Annotated in this window: 15 protein-coding genes; 6 read left to right on the top strand and 9 right to left on the bottom strand. The window is 57.2% G+C overall.

Features of this window, described 5'->3' with window-relative positions:
• Nucleotides 1-67: 67 nt before the first annotated feature.
• Genes CLV83_RS00965 through CLV83_RS00955 form a run of 3 tightly spaced genes read left to right on the top strand, consistent with a single transcriptional unit; the run spans nucleotide 68 to nucleotide 3,448 of the window.
• Nucleotides 68-1,429 carry an NAD(P)/FAD-dependent oxidoreductase gene (locus CLV83_RS00965; RefSeq protein WP_132286234.1) on the top strand — a complete coding sequence of 454 codons (1,362 nt, stop codon included), beginning with the start codon at nucleotides 68-70 and terminating at the stop codon, nucleotides 1,427-1,429.
• A complete protein-coding gene (locus CLV83_RS00960; RefSeq protein ID WP_132286231.1) occupies nucleotides 1,426-2,226 on the top strand; it encodes a DUF1365 domain-containing protein in 801 nt (266 codons plus the stop codon). Before CLV83_RS00965 ends, CLV83_RS00960 begins: the two co-directional genes overlap by 4 nt.
• Nucleotides 2,213-3,448, top strand: coding sequence for an SAM-dependent methyltransferase (locus CLV83_RS00955; protein ID WP_132286228.1), 1,236 nt, complete (start codon nucleotides 2,213-2,215; stop codon nucleotides 3,446-3,448). The genes CLV83_RS00960 and CLV83_RS00955 overlap by 14 nt, the downstream gene beginning before the upstream one ends.
• A gap of 67 nt (nucleotides 3,449-3,515) precedes the next feature.
• Here the strand turns inward: CLV83_RS00955 and CLV83_RS00950 are convergent, their stop codons facing one another.
• From CLV83_RS00950 to CLV83_RS00940, 3 genes are read right to left on the bottom strand one after another with little or no spacing between them, the layout of a single operon-like run.
• Entirely contained in the window at nucleotides 3,516-3,947 is a 432-nt protein-coding gene (locus CLV83_RS00950) for a nuclear transport factor 2 family protein (protein WP_132286225.1), read from the bottom strand.
• Nucleotides 3,944-4,717 carry an SDR family NAD(P)-dependent oxidoreductase gene (locus tag CLV83_RS00945; protein ID WP_132286222.1) on the bottom strand — a complete coding sequence of 258 codons (774 nt, stop codon included), beginning with the start codon at nucleotides 4,715-4,717 and terminating at the stop codon, nucleotides 3,944-3,946. The genes CLV83_RS00950 and CLV83_RS00945 overlap by 4 nt, the downstream gene beginning before the upstream one ends.
• Before the next feature lie 45 nt (nucleotides 4,718-4,762).
• On the bottom strand, nucleotides 4,763-6,433 hold the full coding sequence (locus CLV83_RS00940) for a methyl-accepting chemotaxis protein (RefSeq protein ID WP_243642246.1): 1,671 nt from the start codon (nucleotides 6,431-6,433) through the stop codon (nucleotides 4,763-4,765).
• Nucleotides 6,434-6,667: 234 nt separating this feature from the next.
• Between CLV83_RS00940 and CLV83_RS00935 the strand changes: the two genes are divergently transcribed.
• A complete protein-coding gene (locus CLV83_RS00935) occupies nucleotides 6,668-7,228 on the top strand; it encodes a peptidylprolyl isomerase (RefSeq protein WP_132286216.1) in 561 nt (186 codons plus the stop codon).
• A gap of 139 nt (nucleotides 7,229-7,367) precedes the next feature.
• Here CLV83_RS00935 and CLV83_RS00930 read toward each other — a convergent pair whose 3' ends face one another.
• From CLV83_RS00930 to CLV83_RS00910, 5 genes are read right to left on the bottom strand one after another with little or no spacing between them, the layout of a single operon-like run.
• Nucleotides 7,368-7,853, bottom strand: coding sequence for a YiiD C-terminal domain-containing protein (locus tag CLV83_RS00930; protein WP_132286213.1), 486 nt, complete (start codon nucleotides 7,851-7,853; stop codon nucleotides 7,368-7,370).
• The gene (locus CLV83_RS00925; protein ID WP_132286210.1) at nucleotides 7,846-8,409 is read right to left on the bottom strand and encodes a nitroreductase family protein; all 564 of its coding nucleotides are present in this window, start codon (nucleotides 8,407-8,409) and stop codon (nucleotides 7,846-7,848) included. Before CLV83_RS00925 ends, CLV83_RS00930 begins: the two co-directional genes overlap by 8 nt.
• Before the next feature lie 36 nt (nucleotides 8,410-8,445).
• Nucleotides 8,446-9,270, bottom strand: coding sequence for an NADPH-dependent 7-cyano-7-deazaguanine reductase QueF (queF, locus tag CLV83_RS00920; protein WP_132286207.1), 825 nt, complete (start codon nucleotides 9,268-9,270; stop codon nucleotides 8,446-8,448).
• Nucleotides 9,270-10,043, bottom strand: a complete 774-nt coding sequence (locus CLV83_RS00915; protein ID WP_132286204.1) for an ABC transporter permease — start codon at nucleotides 10,041-10,043, stop codon at nucleotides 9,270-9,272. Before CLV83_RS00915 ends, queF begins: the two co-directional genes overlap by 1 nt.
• 9 nt (nucleotides 10,044-10,052) lie before the next feature.
• The gene (locus CLV83_RS00910; RefSeq protein WP_132286201.1) at nucleotides 10,053-10,970 is read right to left on the bottom strand and encodes an ABC transporter ATP-binding protein; all 918 of its coding nucleotides are present in this window, start codon (nucleotides 10,968-10,970) and stop codon (nucleotides 10,053-10,055) included.
• Between the two features lie 149 nt (nucleotides 10,971-11,119).
• Here CLV83_RS00910 and CLV83_RS00905 point away from each other — a divergent pair, with 149 nt between their 5' ends.
• Nucleotides 11,120-11,509, top strand: coding sequence for a PA2817 family protein (locus CLV83_RS00905; RefSeq protein ID WP_132286198.1), 390 nt, complete (start codon nucleotides 11,120-11,122; stop codon nucleotides 11,507-11,509).
• 111 nt (nucleotides 11,510-11,620) lie between these two features.
• On the opposite strand, the gene CLV83_RS00900 is transcribed toward CLV83_RS00905, so the two are convergent.
• Entirely contained in the window at nucleotides 11,621-13,051 is a 1,431-nt protein-coding gene (locus CLV83_RS00900; protein WP_243642245.1) for a peptidoglycan DD-metalloendopeptidase family protein, read from the bottom strand.
• Between the two features lie 524 nt (nucleotides 13,052-13,575).
• Here CLV83_RS00900 and CLV83_RS00895 point away from each other — a divergent pair.
• Entirely contained in the window at nucleotides 13,576-14,766 is a 1,191-nt protein-coding gene (locus CLV83_RS00895; RefSeq protein WP_132286195.1) for an MFS transporter, read from the top strand.
• The last annotated feature ends 130 nt before the right edge of the window (nucleotides 14,767-14,896 follow it).

The raw sequence follows: 14,896 nt of genomic DNA, 5'->3' as shown, positions 1-14,896 counted from the left end.
ACCGGCATCGTAAGCGATTGGGAACACGATTTCCCATTGCGAATGATATTTTTACGAGCCAGCTTCTATGAGCATAAGCATCATGCGACCACTCAATATCGCCGTTATCGGCTCCGGGATTTCCGGAATGTCCTGCGCCTGGCTGCTCAATCAGCACCATAAGGTGACGCTGTTTGAAAAGGACGACCGCATCGGCGGACATTCAAACACCGCAACGCTTGGGCTGGACAACCGAACGGTGCAGGTCGATACCGGATTCATCGTGTACAACCCGGTCAACTACCCCAACCTGGTGCGCCTGTTCGACCATTTGGGTGTACCGAACACCGACACCGATATGTCGTTCGCGGTATCCAGCCGCGGCGGTCAACTTGAGTATAGCGGTTGCGGCCTCGGCGGCTTTTTCGCGCAGCGCTCCAACCTGCTGCGCCCCTCACACTGGGGACTGATGCGGGAGATTCTGCGCTTCTACCGGGACGCGCCCCGCCTGATGGAAGAGGTTCAGATCAGCGGTGAAACCCTGGGCGACATGCTGGACCGCGGCGGCTACAGCCGTGCCTTTATTGAAGACCATCTGGTCCCCATGGGGGCCGCCATCTGGTCAACACCCGCGGACCAGATGCTCCAATACCCGGCCCTGACTTTTCTTCGTTTCTGTCAGAATCACGGGCTGGTGCAGCTGAAGGATCGCCCTCAGTGGCGCACCGTAGAAGGTGGCAGTCGCGAATATGTCAGCCGGCTTATGGAACCCTTGGAAGGACGGATCAAGCTGAACAGCCGTATCCACCGAATCCATCGCGAAGGCGGCCAGATCGTCGTGGAGCATCTGCACGGCAAGCGTGAAACCTTTGACCACGTGGTCCTCGCCTGTCACGCGGATCAGGCGCTGGAACTGCTGGCGGCACCCACCGCAGAGGAACGGCGGCTGCTGAGCTGCTTCCCTTATCAACGGAATCGCGCCATTCTGCACAGTGACCCTGCATTGATGCCTGAGCGTCGTCGCGCCTGGGCCAGCTGGAACTACCTGTCAGAACCCGATGCCGAGGATTCCCCGCTGTCTGTCACCTACTGGATGAACCGGCTGCAGCCGCTGAATACAGATAGGGATCTGTTCGTGACACTGAACCCGATCCGCGAGCCAGCGACCGAGCTTATCCACCGCAGCTACCTGTACGATCATCCCCAGTTCTCACTGCAGTCGATCGAGGCTCAGGGCGAACTCTGGAATCTGCAGGGTCGGCAAAATACCTGGTTCTGCGGCGCCTGGTTCGGTTACGGCTTCCACGAAGACGGGCTGCAATCGGGGCTCGCTGTCGCGGAAGCACTGGGTGGCGTAAAACGACCCTGGGATCTGAAAGAGCCCAACAGTCGCATCCAGGTTCATGCGCAGAAACGCCCGGTCAAAAGTGTCGCGGAGGCGGTGGCATGAAGCTCTCCAGCTGCCTTTACGCCGGGCATGTGATGCATCATCGCTTTCGGCCCAAGCAGCACCGCTTCATCTATCGGGTGGTCTCCTGGCTGATCGACCTGGACGAACTGCAGACGCTGGACCGCTCACTGCGCCTGTTTTCGGTCAATCGTTTCAACCTGTTTTCATTTCGCGAAAGCGATCATGGCAATGGATCAAGGCAGCCTCTGAAACAGCAGATCGACGAACTGTTACAGCAGAGCGGCATCGATACGGCGGGCGGACCGGTACGGCTACTCTGTTACCCTCGCATTCTGGGCTATGTCTTCAACCCGCTCAGCGTTTACTACTGCTACGACCGGCAGGAAAACCTCAAGGCGGTGCTGTACGAGGTCAGCAACACCTTTGGCCAGCGCCACAGCTATCTGATAGAAGCCGATGGCGAAACGCTGCCGGATCAGATCCGCCAGTGCTGCGACAAGGCGTTCTATGTATCGCCCTTTATGCCGATGGACGCGCCCTATCGCTTCCGTCTGCTTGCGCCGGACACCCGGGTCGCTGTCTGCATCCGACAGAGCGACAGCGAAGGCAGCCTGCTGCACGCCACCTTTACCGGAAAACAGGAGCCGTTAAACAATCGCTCCCTGCTGCGTACTTTTACGCGATACCCCTTGATGACACTGAAAGTGATCGCCGGCATCCACTGGGAGGCGCTGAAACTCTGGCGCAAAAAAGTCCCGATTCAACCGCGTCCGGAAGCACCACGTGAAGCCATTACGCTGATCAGAACCAGGAGGCTGGAACATGAAACCCGCTGAGTATTCGCAAATGAACCCTGCGGCCCTGGCTCCGAAAGCGAGCTGGTTCAACCGACGTTGCCTTGAGGCCGTGCTGAAGCATCTACCCCACCTGGACCGGGGCCAGCTCGATCTGGTTCTTCCCGATGGGCGACAATTGAAGTTTGGCCAGGCTCAGGCCGATGAGCCCAGGGCCAGTGTGCACCTTAAAAGTTACCGCCCGCTGCGCCGTCTGATGCGCGGCGGGCTCATGGGTTGGGCGGAAAGCTATATGGAGGGCGAGTGGGACTCGCCGGATCTGACCTCCCTGATCCGCTGGGCGGTACGTAACGAAAAGGCGATGACTCACTTTATGGATGGCCATCCGCTGATCCGGATGCTTAATCGCCTGTTCCACCTGAGCCGCAACAATTCACGCCGCGGCAGTCGCCGCAATATTGCCTATCACTACGACCTGGGCAACGAGTTCTACCGCCTCTGGCTGGATAGCACCATGACCTATTCTTCAGCCCTGTTCGAAGAGCATCAGTCTCTACAAGATGCGCAGCTGAACAAGTACCGCCGCATCTGTGAAATGCTGAAGCTGAAACCGGGCCAGGATGTACTTGAGATCGGCTGTGGCTGGGGCGGCTTTGCCGAGGTCGCCGCTACCGAATTCGGCGCCAAAGTGCACGGCATTACCCTGTCACAGGAACAGCTGGATTTCGCCCGGCAGCGAATAGAGAAAGCGGGCCTTAACGCGCAGTGCAGTTTCAGTCTGACCGACTACCGCGACCTGAACCAGCAGTATGACCATATCGTCTCAATAGAGATGTTCGAGGCGGTGGGGGAAAGCCACTGGGCCGGCTATTTCGACAAGGTTAAAGACTGCCTAAAACCCGGTGGCGAAGCCGTGCTTCAGGTAATCAGCATCGCCGAAGAACGGTTTGAGGGTTACCGTCGTGGCGCCGATTTCATCCAGCGCTACATCTTCCCCGGCGGTATGTTGCCGAGCCCCTCGGTGATGAAAAACTGCATCACCGAACGAGGTCTGTCGCTACAGGAAGAACTGCTGTTCGGCAGGGATTACGCCCGCACACTGGAGATCTGGCAACGAGACTTTAACGAGCGCTGGCCGGAGATCCGCAGCCTGGGATTCGACGAACGCTTCCGCCGCATGTGGAATTACTACCTTTCCTACTGCGCCGGTGGCTTTTACGAAGACACCATCGATGTGGGACTGTACCGGATCAAACCGGCCTAATGGCCGGTTCTCGAAGGTCGATAGCCAAAAGCTCAGAACTCAGAACTCAGAACTCAGAACTTAGACCTCAGGCGCCGGCGCTGATCCGCTTTTTCACCTTGCGCAGTAACCAGCCAACCAGCGGCAGCCTGAGATAGAGCGGGCTGCTGTCCCAGAAATCCAGGTGCTCAGTGATGCGGCCGTCCGCATCGAAGCTCAGCCGGCTGACACCATCGATATTAAACTCGCCAAGCCGCGAAATCTTCGCCGTGAAAATCCAGCGCAGGTAGGCGCGCTGCTCATCTGCCAACCGCTCGGTAAGGGTAAAACCAGGGTTATCGCAGTGCTCAAACATATCCACCAGCACTGCACGCATAGCGCTCCAGCCGGTCACATCGTTGAACGGATCGCGAAAGTGGATATCGCGGCTGACCAGCGCCTCAAGCTGATCGACATTCTCCGGCGTCAGCTGTTCAAACGCCTGGCAATAGAGGTCGAGTGTTTGCTGCGCGTCGCTCATAAGCCGGTCTTCCGTTTTATCAGGCTGAAATAGAGTCGGTACGGCAACAGCCGCATCAGTTTCATGATCATCGCAAAACCGGTCGGAAAACAGATCTCAAACCCGCGACCTCTCAGACCTTTGATAATCGCCTCGGCGGCCTCTTCCGGCTCGATCAGACAGGGCATCTCAAAATCATTGCGATCGGTCAGCGGTGTACGCACAAAACCGGGATTGATCAGGCGCAGATCGATGCCGGTTCCATTCAGCTCACAGGCCAGCGACTCCGCCAGGTTGATCACCGCCGCCTTGCTGCCACCATAGGCGCCAGCGGTCGGCAGTCCGCGATAACCGGCCACCGAGGAGACCAGCGCCAGGGTGCCCTGCCCACGTTCACGCATCGCAGGAAGCACTGCCTCAAGCACGTTAAGGATACCGAAATAGTTCACCTCCATCAGCGCCCGGCAGCTATCTACAGAGAGCTCGCTGACCGGCATCGGCTGGTGGTTGCCGGCACTCAGCATCACCAGGTCGGGCACACCCTCGCGTCGGCACAGCGTCTCAAAGGCGCCCTGTGCATCTGCTGTATCGGTCACATCAAATGCCAGAATGCCGAGACTACCGCTCAGGCCTTGCTCCCGTACGCTATCGCTGACCGCCTGCAGGGGTTCCTCCCGCCTGCCGCTGACCACGACCCGGTGGCCCTGCGCCGCAAACGCAAGAGCGGTGGCCCGACCTATGCCGGTGCCACCGCCCGTTATCCATATTAGCTGTTTCGAATCTTTCAGCATGGCGTACCTCCTTTAGTGGAAGTACGCCCGAGAGAGCAAACCGGTTCAGACCTTGAAGCGATTCACCAGAGTCGCCAAACGCTGTTCGATCTGAGCCATGGTCGCGGACATATCGGCCACCTCCACGGCGTTGCGGGTTGAGCGCTCGGAGATATCGGCGATCTCCTGCACGCTGCGGCTCACCTCATCCGCCACCGCGGTCTGCTCCTCGGCGGCACTGGCGATCTGAGTGTTCATCTCGGTGATTAGGCCTACAGAACGGGCGATCCGGTTCAGTGACTCGCTGGCCAGCTCGGCCGTATCTACGGTTTCGCGGCTCTGCGACTGGCCCGCTTCCATCACTTTCACCGCTTCCTGCGCGCCCTTCTGCAGGCGCTCAATCATACGGTGGATCTCTTCGGTGCTCTGCTGAGTCCGTCCCGACAGCGAGCGTACCTCATCGGCCACCACCGCAAAGCCACGGCCATGATCGCCCGCCCGGGCCGCCTCGATGGCGGCGTTGAGCGCCAGCAGGTTGGTTTGCTCAGCGATCCCCTGGATCACGCTGACGATGCTGCCGATCTCGTTGCTATCTTCATCCAGGCGCCTGATCACCTCGGCGGCACGGTTCACATCGTCGGCAAGCTCATTGATAGAGCTGATCGACTTCTCTACCACGGCCTGACCATCACCGGATTCGCGATCCGCTTCCTGCGCTGCTTCCGCTGCCTGGGCTGCGCTGCCGGACACCTGCTGCACCGCAGCCGCCATCTCGTGGATCGCCGCGGCTACCTGATCGGTTTCCTGCTTCTGCTGTTCCGCATCGCTACGGGTCTGGCCGGCGACACCATCAAGCTGCTCGGTGGACTGGGTCAGAGAAGCGACAGCGCCCTTCACCTCCGCGATGACGCCCTGGATATTGGCTGCAAAGCCGTTGAAGCCACGCGCCAGATCACCCACTTCGTCCTGACTGTTGTCGGGCAAGCGCTGGGTCAAATCACCCTCGCCCTGGCTGATCTCAGCCAGTGCAGCCGCCACCTTGCGTATCGGATTGACAATCAGGTTAGCGCCGAACCAGGAGAGCAGCGACACGATCAGCAGCAGCACCACCGAAATGCCGATAATGGTCCACATGGTGTCCGCGATGTTGTTGCTGATCGCCTGCTGTCGCTCGGACACTGCCGCATCGATATCATCGATATAGACACCGGTCCCCACCATCCAGCCCCACTCACGAATCTGGTCCGCGTAGCTGAGTTTGGGCATCACCGCATTGGCACTGGGCTTCATCCAGCCGTACGGCAGAAAGCCGCCGCCACTGCGGGCTTTGTCGATCAGCTCTTTGACCACCCTGACACCGTCGGGGTCCACCACACCGGAACGATCGGTCCCTTCCGATGACGGATCGGGGTGGTAGGCTACGGTGATGCCGTTGAAGTCATAAACGAACAGGTAGCCGTCTTCGCCATAGGTCATCGAGCGCAGCACGTCTTTAGCCCGCTCTTTGGCATCCGGTGCCTGGCTCTCCACTATGGGTTTGACCGCGGTGATTGCCAGATCGATATAGGCTTTCAGCTCCTCTTTCTGCTTCTCAATCAACTCCTCCCTGACAGCCTCAACCTCTCTCTCGCCCACGCTTCGCATCTGGAAATTGACTACCAGCATCACCGCCAGGGTCACCAACAGCATCGGCACCAGGGCGAACAGAAGGATTTTTCCCTTTAATCGAATACGCATGATCTTGGATTCCTTACAACATATTCAGGAAAGCCGGCGGCGGGCCGGAGAATTTTCATTTCAGGGAGGCTGCCGGTCACTAGACGGGTTATGCTGTCTACCCTGAACCGAATTATCGGCTGATACCGCGATTACATGAGTTTCCTCTTAAATATTCAACACTTATATTTACAGCATCTCTGAAACAATAACCGGGATCATCTTTTGGGATCGCCACCAACAAGGAGCGGCACAATGAAACGCACAACCAGACTTCTAGCCCTGCTGCCACTGATGCTTGCACCGCTGGCGCAGGCGGAGGAGCAGGTCAGCCTGGAAACCTCCATGGGCAATATTCAGATCGAGCTTTATGCCGATGAAGCTCCAAAAACCGTGGCTAACTTTCTTGAGTACGTGAACAGCGGTTACTACGACGGGCTGATCTTTCACCGGGTGATTCCCGGCTTTATGATCCAGGGCGGCGGTATGAACGCCGCTATGCAGACGAAGCCGAACCGGCCGCCGGTAGAGAATGAATCTGACAACGGTCTGAGTAATGAGCGTGGCACCCTGGCCATGGCCCGTACCCGTGACCCGGACAGTGCCGACAGCCAGTTTTTTATCAATACCGTGAATAACAGCCGTCTCGACGGCATGCCGGGTAAGCCGGGTTACACGGTGTTTGGCAAGGTCGTTTCAGGTATGGATGTGGTCGACAGGATAGGCGGTGTAGACACCACCACTCGCGCTCCCTTCCGCGACGTACCGGTCACGCCGGTCGTGATTGAAAAGGCGGTGGTTATTTCCACGCCGTAAGAAACAAGGCGATCGGCTCAACAGTGCTGCTCAAGAGATAGCAACAGATCTCTGCGGGCAGTGCTGTTATTGGCCTATCCTGGGCTGTCCCCACGCACGATCATCGGCGCCTCGAACTCATTCAGGGATCACACCTGACCTATCGCTGAATCGCGACGTAGCGCCCCTGCATAACAAACGCCACCTCATCCTTACCGGCCTGATCATCACAGAGTACGTCGATCTTCAGATCCAGGCGGCCACGTCCGCGTTCATCGATTCGGTTGAGGAGATGATCGCAGTCCTCCTTGGAGGAGAGCCGCACCCGGGCGAAAAAGGCATCCTTGATCGGCGCCTTATAGCTTTGATGGGCATCAGCGATAACAACATCGCAATCCAGCCCCTTACCACGCAGATAAAGCGTGGTGAGACACCAACCCGCCAGCGTCGCCAGTGCCGAGATAGAACCGCCGAAACCTGTGCCCTTGTCGTTGACGTTGGGCGCCAGCGGCACATGCAGCTCCAGCACCTGACCATCAAATTCCAGGCGCTCGATCTGCATCGCGCTGGTCAGCGGGATACTGCGATAGAGCCAGCTCAGAAACTGAGCCGGATCGGTGGTGAGGCTAGCGCCGGTATCAGCCATGGGAGGGCCAGTCTGAAACCAATGAGGAGATATCAACCTCCGGCACGGGTTTCTCCTTCACGGTAGTACCCAGATAGACGAAGCCGATAATCTCTTCGTTAGCGGCCAGTCCCAGCCCCTCGGCTACCCGGGGATTGAACGCCAGGTCACCTGAGCGCCACATGGCGCCGACGTCCTGGGCACTGGCTGCCTGAATCACCGCCTGGGCGGCACAGCCAGCAGTGATGATCTGTTCGCTCTTCGGCACCTTGGGATGTTCCTGGGTGACCGCAATGGCAACCAGGATCATGGGCGCCCGCAGCGGCATATTGCGCAGTTTGTTGATCTGCGCTTCCGGCAGATCAGCGTTTTCCGCCTGGGATACCGACAGGAACAGCTCCCCAAGTGCATTCAGACCTTCACCTTCGATCTTGAGGAAACGGTAAGGCCGCAGCGAACCATGATCCGGCGCACGTGAGGCGGCCTTCAGCATCAATTCGAGCTGCGCATCCGTGGGCGCGGGTGCCTGCAGCATGGGGCTTGATGTGCGGTTTACCAGCAGTTCCAGTGCATCCATTGGGTTCTCCTTTCTGACTCTCGACCTGAAACCGATTTACTGTCGGGACAGGCGTGTATTGACCGGCTCGTCCTGGATGCTCGAACGGTAAGGGTTGATATCCAGGCCCCCGCGGCGCACGTAGCGGGCGTAGACGCTGAGTTTCTGCGGCCGACAGTGGCGCCAGATATCCATAAAGATATTTTCCACGCACTGCTCGTGAAAATCGCCGTGCTCACGATAGGAAACGATATAGGCCAGCAGTCCTTTACGATCGATCTTGCCACCACGATAGCGGATCTGCACACTGCCCCAGTCCGGCTGACCGGTCACCGGGCAGTTGGATTTCAGCAGATGCGTGACCAGTGTTTCGGTCACTGTCTCGCTGCTGCATTTCAGCAGTGACGGCGCCGGAGAGTAATGCTCCACATCGATCTCCAGGTCATCGATACAGACACCCTCCAGCTGACCGATAGTCGCCGGCGCATCGGGGCGGATCAGGCGCACAGACACCTGACCGCCAGCCGCCTGGGAGAGATCCTGCTGCAGGTGTGAGCGGGCCTCCTCTTCACTACCGAAGCGGGTCAGGTTGTAGGAGTTCAGGTAAAGCTTGAACGACTTGGACTCGATAATGTGGTCCGAGCTGGCCGGAATACGGAACTCTGCCAGTCGCACTACCGGCTTGCCCCGACTGTCGAGCCAGGACAACTCATACGCGTTCCAGATGTCCACACCTCGAAACGGCAGTGTGGCACGATCAACCCCCTGAGCCTGCCAGTTGATATCCCGGGCGATGGGATAAAGCAGCGAAGGATCGTAACGGTTAACGTAACGTGTCCCCTGCCCCAGCGGTGACTGCTTTACCGATTCATGTTCACTCATCAGTTGCGAATGCCTTTACCTATGTTAAGAAGGTGCAGCGAAAAACCGGCCAGAACGACGATAAATACGAGGATCATCGTAAAGGCGAAACCGACATTAATATCGCTGACTCCGAGTATGCCGTAACGGAAGGTGTTTACCATATACAGGATCGGATTCAGCTGAGATACACCCTGCCAGAACTCCGGCAGCAGTTCGATACTGTAAAACACGCCACCCAGGTAGGTCAGCGGTGTCAGCACGAAGGTCGGGATAATCGAGATATCATCGAAAGTGGTCGCAAACACGGCATTAATGAAGCCACCGAGGGCGAAGACGATCGAGGTCAGCAGCACGATACCGACGGTAACGCCGAGATGGTGGATCTGCAGATCGGTGAAGAACATCGACAGTACCGTCACGATCAGGCCGACCGCCAGACCACGGGCCATACCACCGATGACATAGCCACTGAGGATGATCCAGTTCGGCACCGGCGCGACCAACAGCTCCTCGATATTGTGCTGGAACTTGGTGCCGAAGAAAGACGACACCACGTTGCCGTAAGAGTTGGTGATCACCGACATCATAATCAGACCGGGAACGATGTACTCCATATAATCGAAACCGCCCATCTCGCCGATACGCGAGCCGATCAGGTTACCGAAGATAATGAAGTAGAGCGTCATGGTGATCGCCGGCGGCAGCAGTGTCTGCGGCCAGATCCGGGTAAAGCGACGCACCTCTTTGACCACGATGGTCCAGAAGGCGGTAAACAGCAGCTGGCTGTGCATAGATATTCCTTACAGATTCTTATCGACGAGCGAGACGAACAGTTCTTCCAGGCGGTTGGCCTTGTTACGCATACTGGCCACGGCAACGCCCTGCTCGGATAACTGACTAAATACCGCGTTCAGGCCCTGGGATTTCTGCACCTCGACCTCCAGCGTGTGACTGTCGGTCAGGTTGACCTGGTAGCCTTCGATCTCCGGCACGGTTTCCAGATCCCCGTCCAGATCGAGGATAAAGGTCTCCATGTTCAGCTTCGCCAGCAGTGCTTTCATTGAGCTGTTCTGGATAATCTGGCCGTGATCGATGATCGCGATATTGCGGCAGAGGCTCTCCGCCTCTTCCAGGTAGTGGGTGGTCAGAATGATGGTCGTGCCCGCTGCGTTGATCTCGCGCAGAAACTCCCACATGGAGCGACGCAGCTCGATATCGACCCCGGCGGTGGGCTCATCGAGAATCAATACTTTCGGATCATGGACCAGAGCACGGGCGATCATCAGACGACGCTTCATACCACCGGACAGCATGCGGGCGCGCTCATTGCGCTTATCCCACAGGCCCAGCTTTTTCAGATAAAACTCGGCACGCTCCTGAGCGCGGCGCGCCGGAATACCGTAATAACCCGCCTGGGTCACAACGATATCGACCACTTTCTCGAACGGGTTGAAGTTGAACTCCTGCGGTACTACGCCCAGGCTGAGTTTGGCCCTGGCCAGATCCTTATCGATACTGTGGCCAAATACCGAGACCGAGCCGTCACTCTTGTTAACCAGAGATGAAACAATGCCCAGGGTGGTGGATTTACCGGCGCCATTAGGGCCCAGCAGAGCAAAAAAATCACCCTCCTCAACCTCCAGGGATATACCCTTCAGGGCCTCGAATCCATTACCATAAGTCTTGCGCAGATTCTCAATCTTCAGCGCTGAAGTCATAAACCGCCTTCTTTAAACTATATTTTGCGTTGCATAACGGACCTCTAATGTGGGGCCGTTACCGGAAAAATCAACTCCTCCCCCTTGTGTTCGGCCTCTGCCGGCTCCATCCACCGAGGGGAAAATACTCTGTAAGACCTGGAGCAAGCGTGACCGATTTCTACACCTACCATCTCAACCTGATGAAGCTGGCCTACAACAACCTGATCAAGCAGCCGCCGTTTAACGATCCAGTCATCAGCGCTGACGACGCCGAGTTTCTCGAGCAGTTCGAGGCGCTGGCAAAGGGGTTCGAGAAAAACGAAACCTGGGCCTATGAAGAGGGACAGCAGATTCTGTCCCGCCTTGTACGCGCCTACCCGCAACTGGTTCACCTGGTAGCACGAGACCTGTTCTGGCTGTTCGGCGGAGACTGCCTGCACCACATGGCCGATGAGGAGCTGGAACGCTTTGCCGAGCTGGACGAAGCCAGGGCCGAGGCTGAGCGCAAGGGAGAAGCTTTCGATTACCTGAGCGAACGTACCCGACTGTTCAACTGAATCGGCTCGTCCGCCTCCAAGAAATGACGACTAACCGCGCATGCCGTCATTTAAAAAACGGAACCGCTCGGGCGAACAACGCACCGAGCGGTTCCGTTTTAACGCTGCAGATTAGAGCGACTGAGCGTCTTTATCCGTCTGAGCGTTTTCCGAACGCTGAGAAACCATCAGCCCACCTCTGCCCGGCTGAGCTTCATCCATCCGCGTCAGGTACTGCGCCAGCAGACCATCAAACTCCTTACGGCTTTTGCCTTCCAGACGCTTGGCGATCGGTATCTCCGCTGTCATCGCGTTAACCGGACGTCCGGCAATGCGGAACTCGTAATGCAGATGCGGGCCGGTGACCCGACCGCTGGAACCGGACAGAGCGATCTTCTGACCACGACTCACACGCTGCCCCTTGCGTACCAGCGCTTTGTTCAAGTGCAGATAACGCGTGGTATATCGCTCACTGTGCTTAATCTCCACATAGAGCCCGGCATACTTGTGATTTACCACACGGGTCACCACGCCATCGCCCGCCGCCAACACACCGGTTCCGGTGCGCATGGCAAAGTCGGTACCGTTATGCGGACGAGACAAGCCGGTGACCGGGTGGTGACGATTCGGGTTAAAGCTGGACGAAACACGATGCTTGCCATTGAACGGGTAGCGCATAAACGCCTTGCTCAAACTGCGCCCGTTCTCGTCGTAATAGGTGCCATCATAGTAGAAGATCGATACCGGTGACCGGTTGGCCATCATCCGCACCGCTTCCACCTTAGTGTCCCCTGTGGCCTCGCCATCCACGTACTGGCGCGAAACCAGGACTTCAAAGGAGTCGCCCTTGCGGATATCACGGCTAAAATTGATCTTCTCTTTCAGCAGACGGGTAATCTGGTAAACGTCGCGGACATCCAGCCCCTGCGCTTCGGCATCAACGGAAAAGCTGCGACCTATCTCTCCGGTGATCGCATACTGCTTCCACTCACCCGGTAGGCGTGTCTCAGCAAACTCAAAACCAGCATCCAGTTTACGCTTGTAGGTCACCTTGTGGGCGATGGAGAACTTCAGCTCGAGCCGCTGCAGCTGTTCATCATCCACATCGATCAGCAGTTTCACACCCGGCTTGATGTTATCCAGTGCCAGCACCGCCTCGTCCGCTTCCAGCACCTGGTACAGGTCGCTCAGCGGCAGGTTAAGTTTCTCGAAGATGCCGGTCAGCGTATCGCCCTTCTGGATTTCATAGGCCCACATACGCGATTCATCGACCTGATCCTCAACGAGCGGTTCCACATCAACGCTGGCAGGCTCTTCCGGCAGCATCGCACTGGATTCAGGCTCCGGTAATTCCAGCGGAATCACCACGCGGTCGCCATCGATCACCGGCTCACCGGCGACCACGTCCTTGCCCGAGACAATGGTTGCCCTGGATTCCTCACCGGGATAGACCAGAAGTACAAGGAGCGAAAGAGAGAGAACCGGTAGTACCGCACGATAGGCGATGGGAAGCTGTTTAATGAAAGCAGTAACGCGACGAAGAGAAGAAGATACTTTTGTCAAAATAACACCACCTGGAATTAGACACAGGTAAAAACGAAAATAATACGGGTCGCCCAGTATCCGTTAATTTGAGCAACATTTCGAGCAGTATATTAAATAAACAGCTGCACACAATGGAAAAATCAGTTTTCCACCCGTTTTTTGCGCCCTCGCTTGAGCTTCGCTCTCAGGCTATAACCCGCTCGACTGTCGCTTGTATTAATGCACAGGAACGATATCTGCTATCAGCCACCGACTATTAATCCCGCAAGACCTCTTTTATACACTAGCCATACTAATTAAGCAGTTTCCGGTTTACGTCGGCTAGTTTTAGATAAAGAGAACCTCTAAAGCAGCAGACAAGGCGCGAAAAGGCAGGCTCTCACAGCTCCCGATATCGCCTACCCCTCCGCCCAAGCGCCCATCCCGCCGCAGTGATTGAACATCTGCGGCGCCCCGTGAATAAATCCAAAGATACCCGTTCCGCCCCATCCTGAGATGGCAAGCATCAGCAGTTGCGGGCGCATGGATAGAGAAGAGAACCGATGACCACCGACAGCAACACCGAACACACCGCAGACGCCAAGACAGCCCTGTTTGCGCTGGCTGCGGGCACATTCAGCATAGGCACCACTGAGTTCGCTCCCATGGGTCTGCTGCCGATTATTGCGGATGGAGTCGATGTTTCGATCCCCACCGCCGGCACCCTGGTGACCGCCTACGCCGTCGGCGTTATGATCAGCGGCCCGATTATCACCCTGTTGCTCAGCCAGATCAGCAAACGTGCCGCCCTGCTCGCCCTGATGTCAGTGTTCGTTTTAGGCAACCTCATTTCCGCCATGGCGCCGGATTATATGTGGCTCATGGTCGGTCGCGTTATCACCAGCCTGTGTCAGGGCGGCTTTTTCGGTTTTGGCGCCGTCGTCGCCACTCAGGTTGTCAGCCGAGAAAAGCAGGCCAGCGCAGTAGCCACTATGTTTATGGGGGCAAGTATCGCCAATATAGGCGGCGTTCCACTGGCCAGCTGGCTGGGGCAAGAATATGGCTGGCGTACAGTCTTTATCTGTACCGCAGTGCTGGGTGTATTGGCCATGGGCGCCCTTTTCAAGGCGCTGCCCCACGGTGAAAAAGGCTATAAGCCAGACATGCTTTCGGAGCTTAAATCCCTTATGCACCCGGAGATGCTGGTCGCGGTCTCTCTAACCGTCATGTTCGCCAGTGCCTTTTTTGCGCTCTACACCTATGTCGCACCACTACTGCAGGAGATCACCGGCGCTTCGGGCGGATTTATTACCGGAATGCTGTTGTTGATCGGCCTGAGCCTGACCGCGGGCAACTGGATCGGAGGCCGCCTGGCTGACTGGTCACTGGACGGCGCCACAGCGATTGGCAAGGCCCTGCTCTGCGTCTCACTGCTGCTTGCACCGCTGTTCCTCACCACTCATACCGGCGCAGCACTGACCCTGTCGGTCTGGGCCGTGGCTGCGTTCATTATCGTACCGCCGCTGCAACTGCGAGCAATGCATGCTACTGCTGAAGCCCCCAGCCTTGGTTCTGCGCTGAACATGTCCGCGTTTAATTTCGGCAATGCGATTGGGGCAATGGTCGGCGGCGGAGCTCTTCAGCTTGGGTTCGGTTACAGCGCGATCCCTGTTGCTGGTGGGCTGATCGCTGCAGCGGGGCTGCTATTGCTCTGGATCGCCAGACGAACTCGAAGCACCGCAGCCGCTGCCTAATCACAGCCCCAGACATAAAAAATCCCTGCTCGTTAGAGGGTGTCGCGAAAGGGGTAAAGCCTTAAAATAAACCTTTTATCTACCCGAGAGCTTACCGTGTCGACAGCATGTATGCCCACACCTGATGACA

This window comes from Marinobacterium mangrovicola (assembly GCF_004339595.1).
Taxonomy (GTDB): Bacteria; Pseudomonadota; Gammaproteobacteria; order Pseudomonadales; family Balneatricaceae; genus Marinobacterium_D; species Marinobacterium_D mangrovicola.
This window is presented reverse-complemented; position numbering and strand designations above follow the sequence as displayed.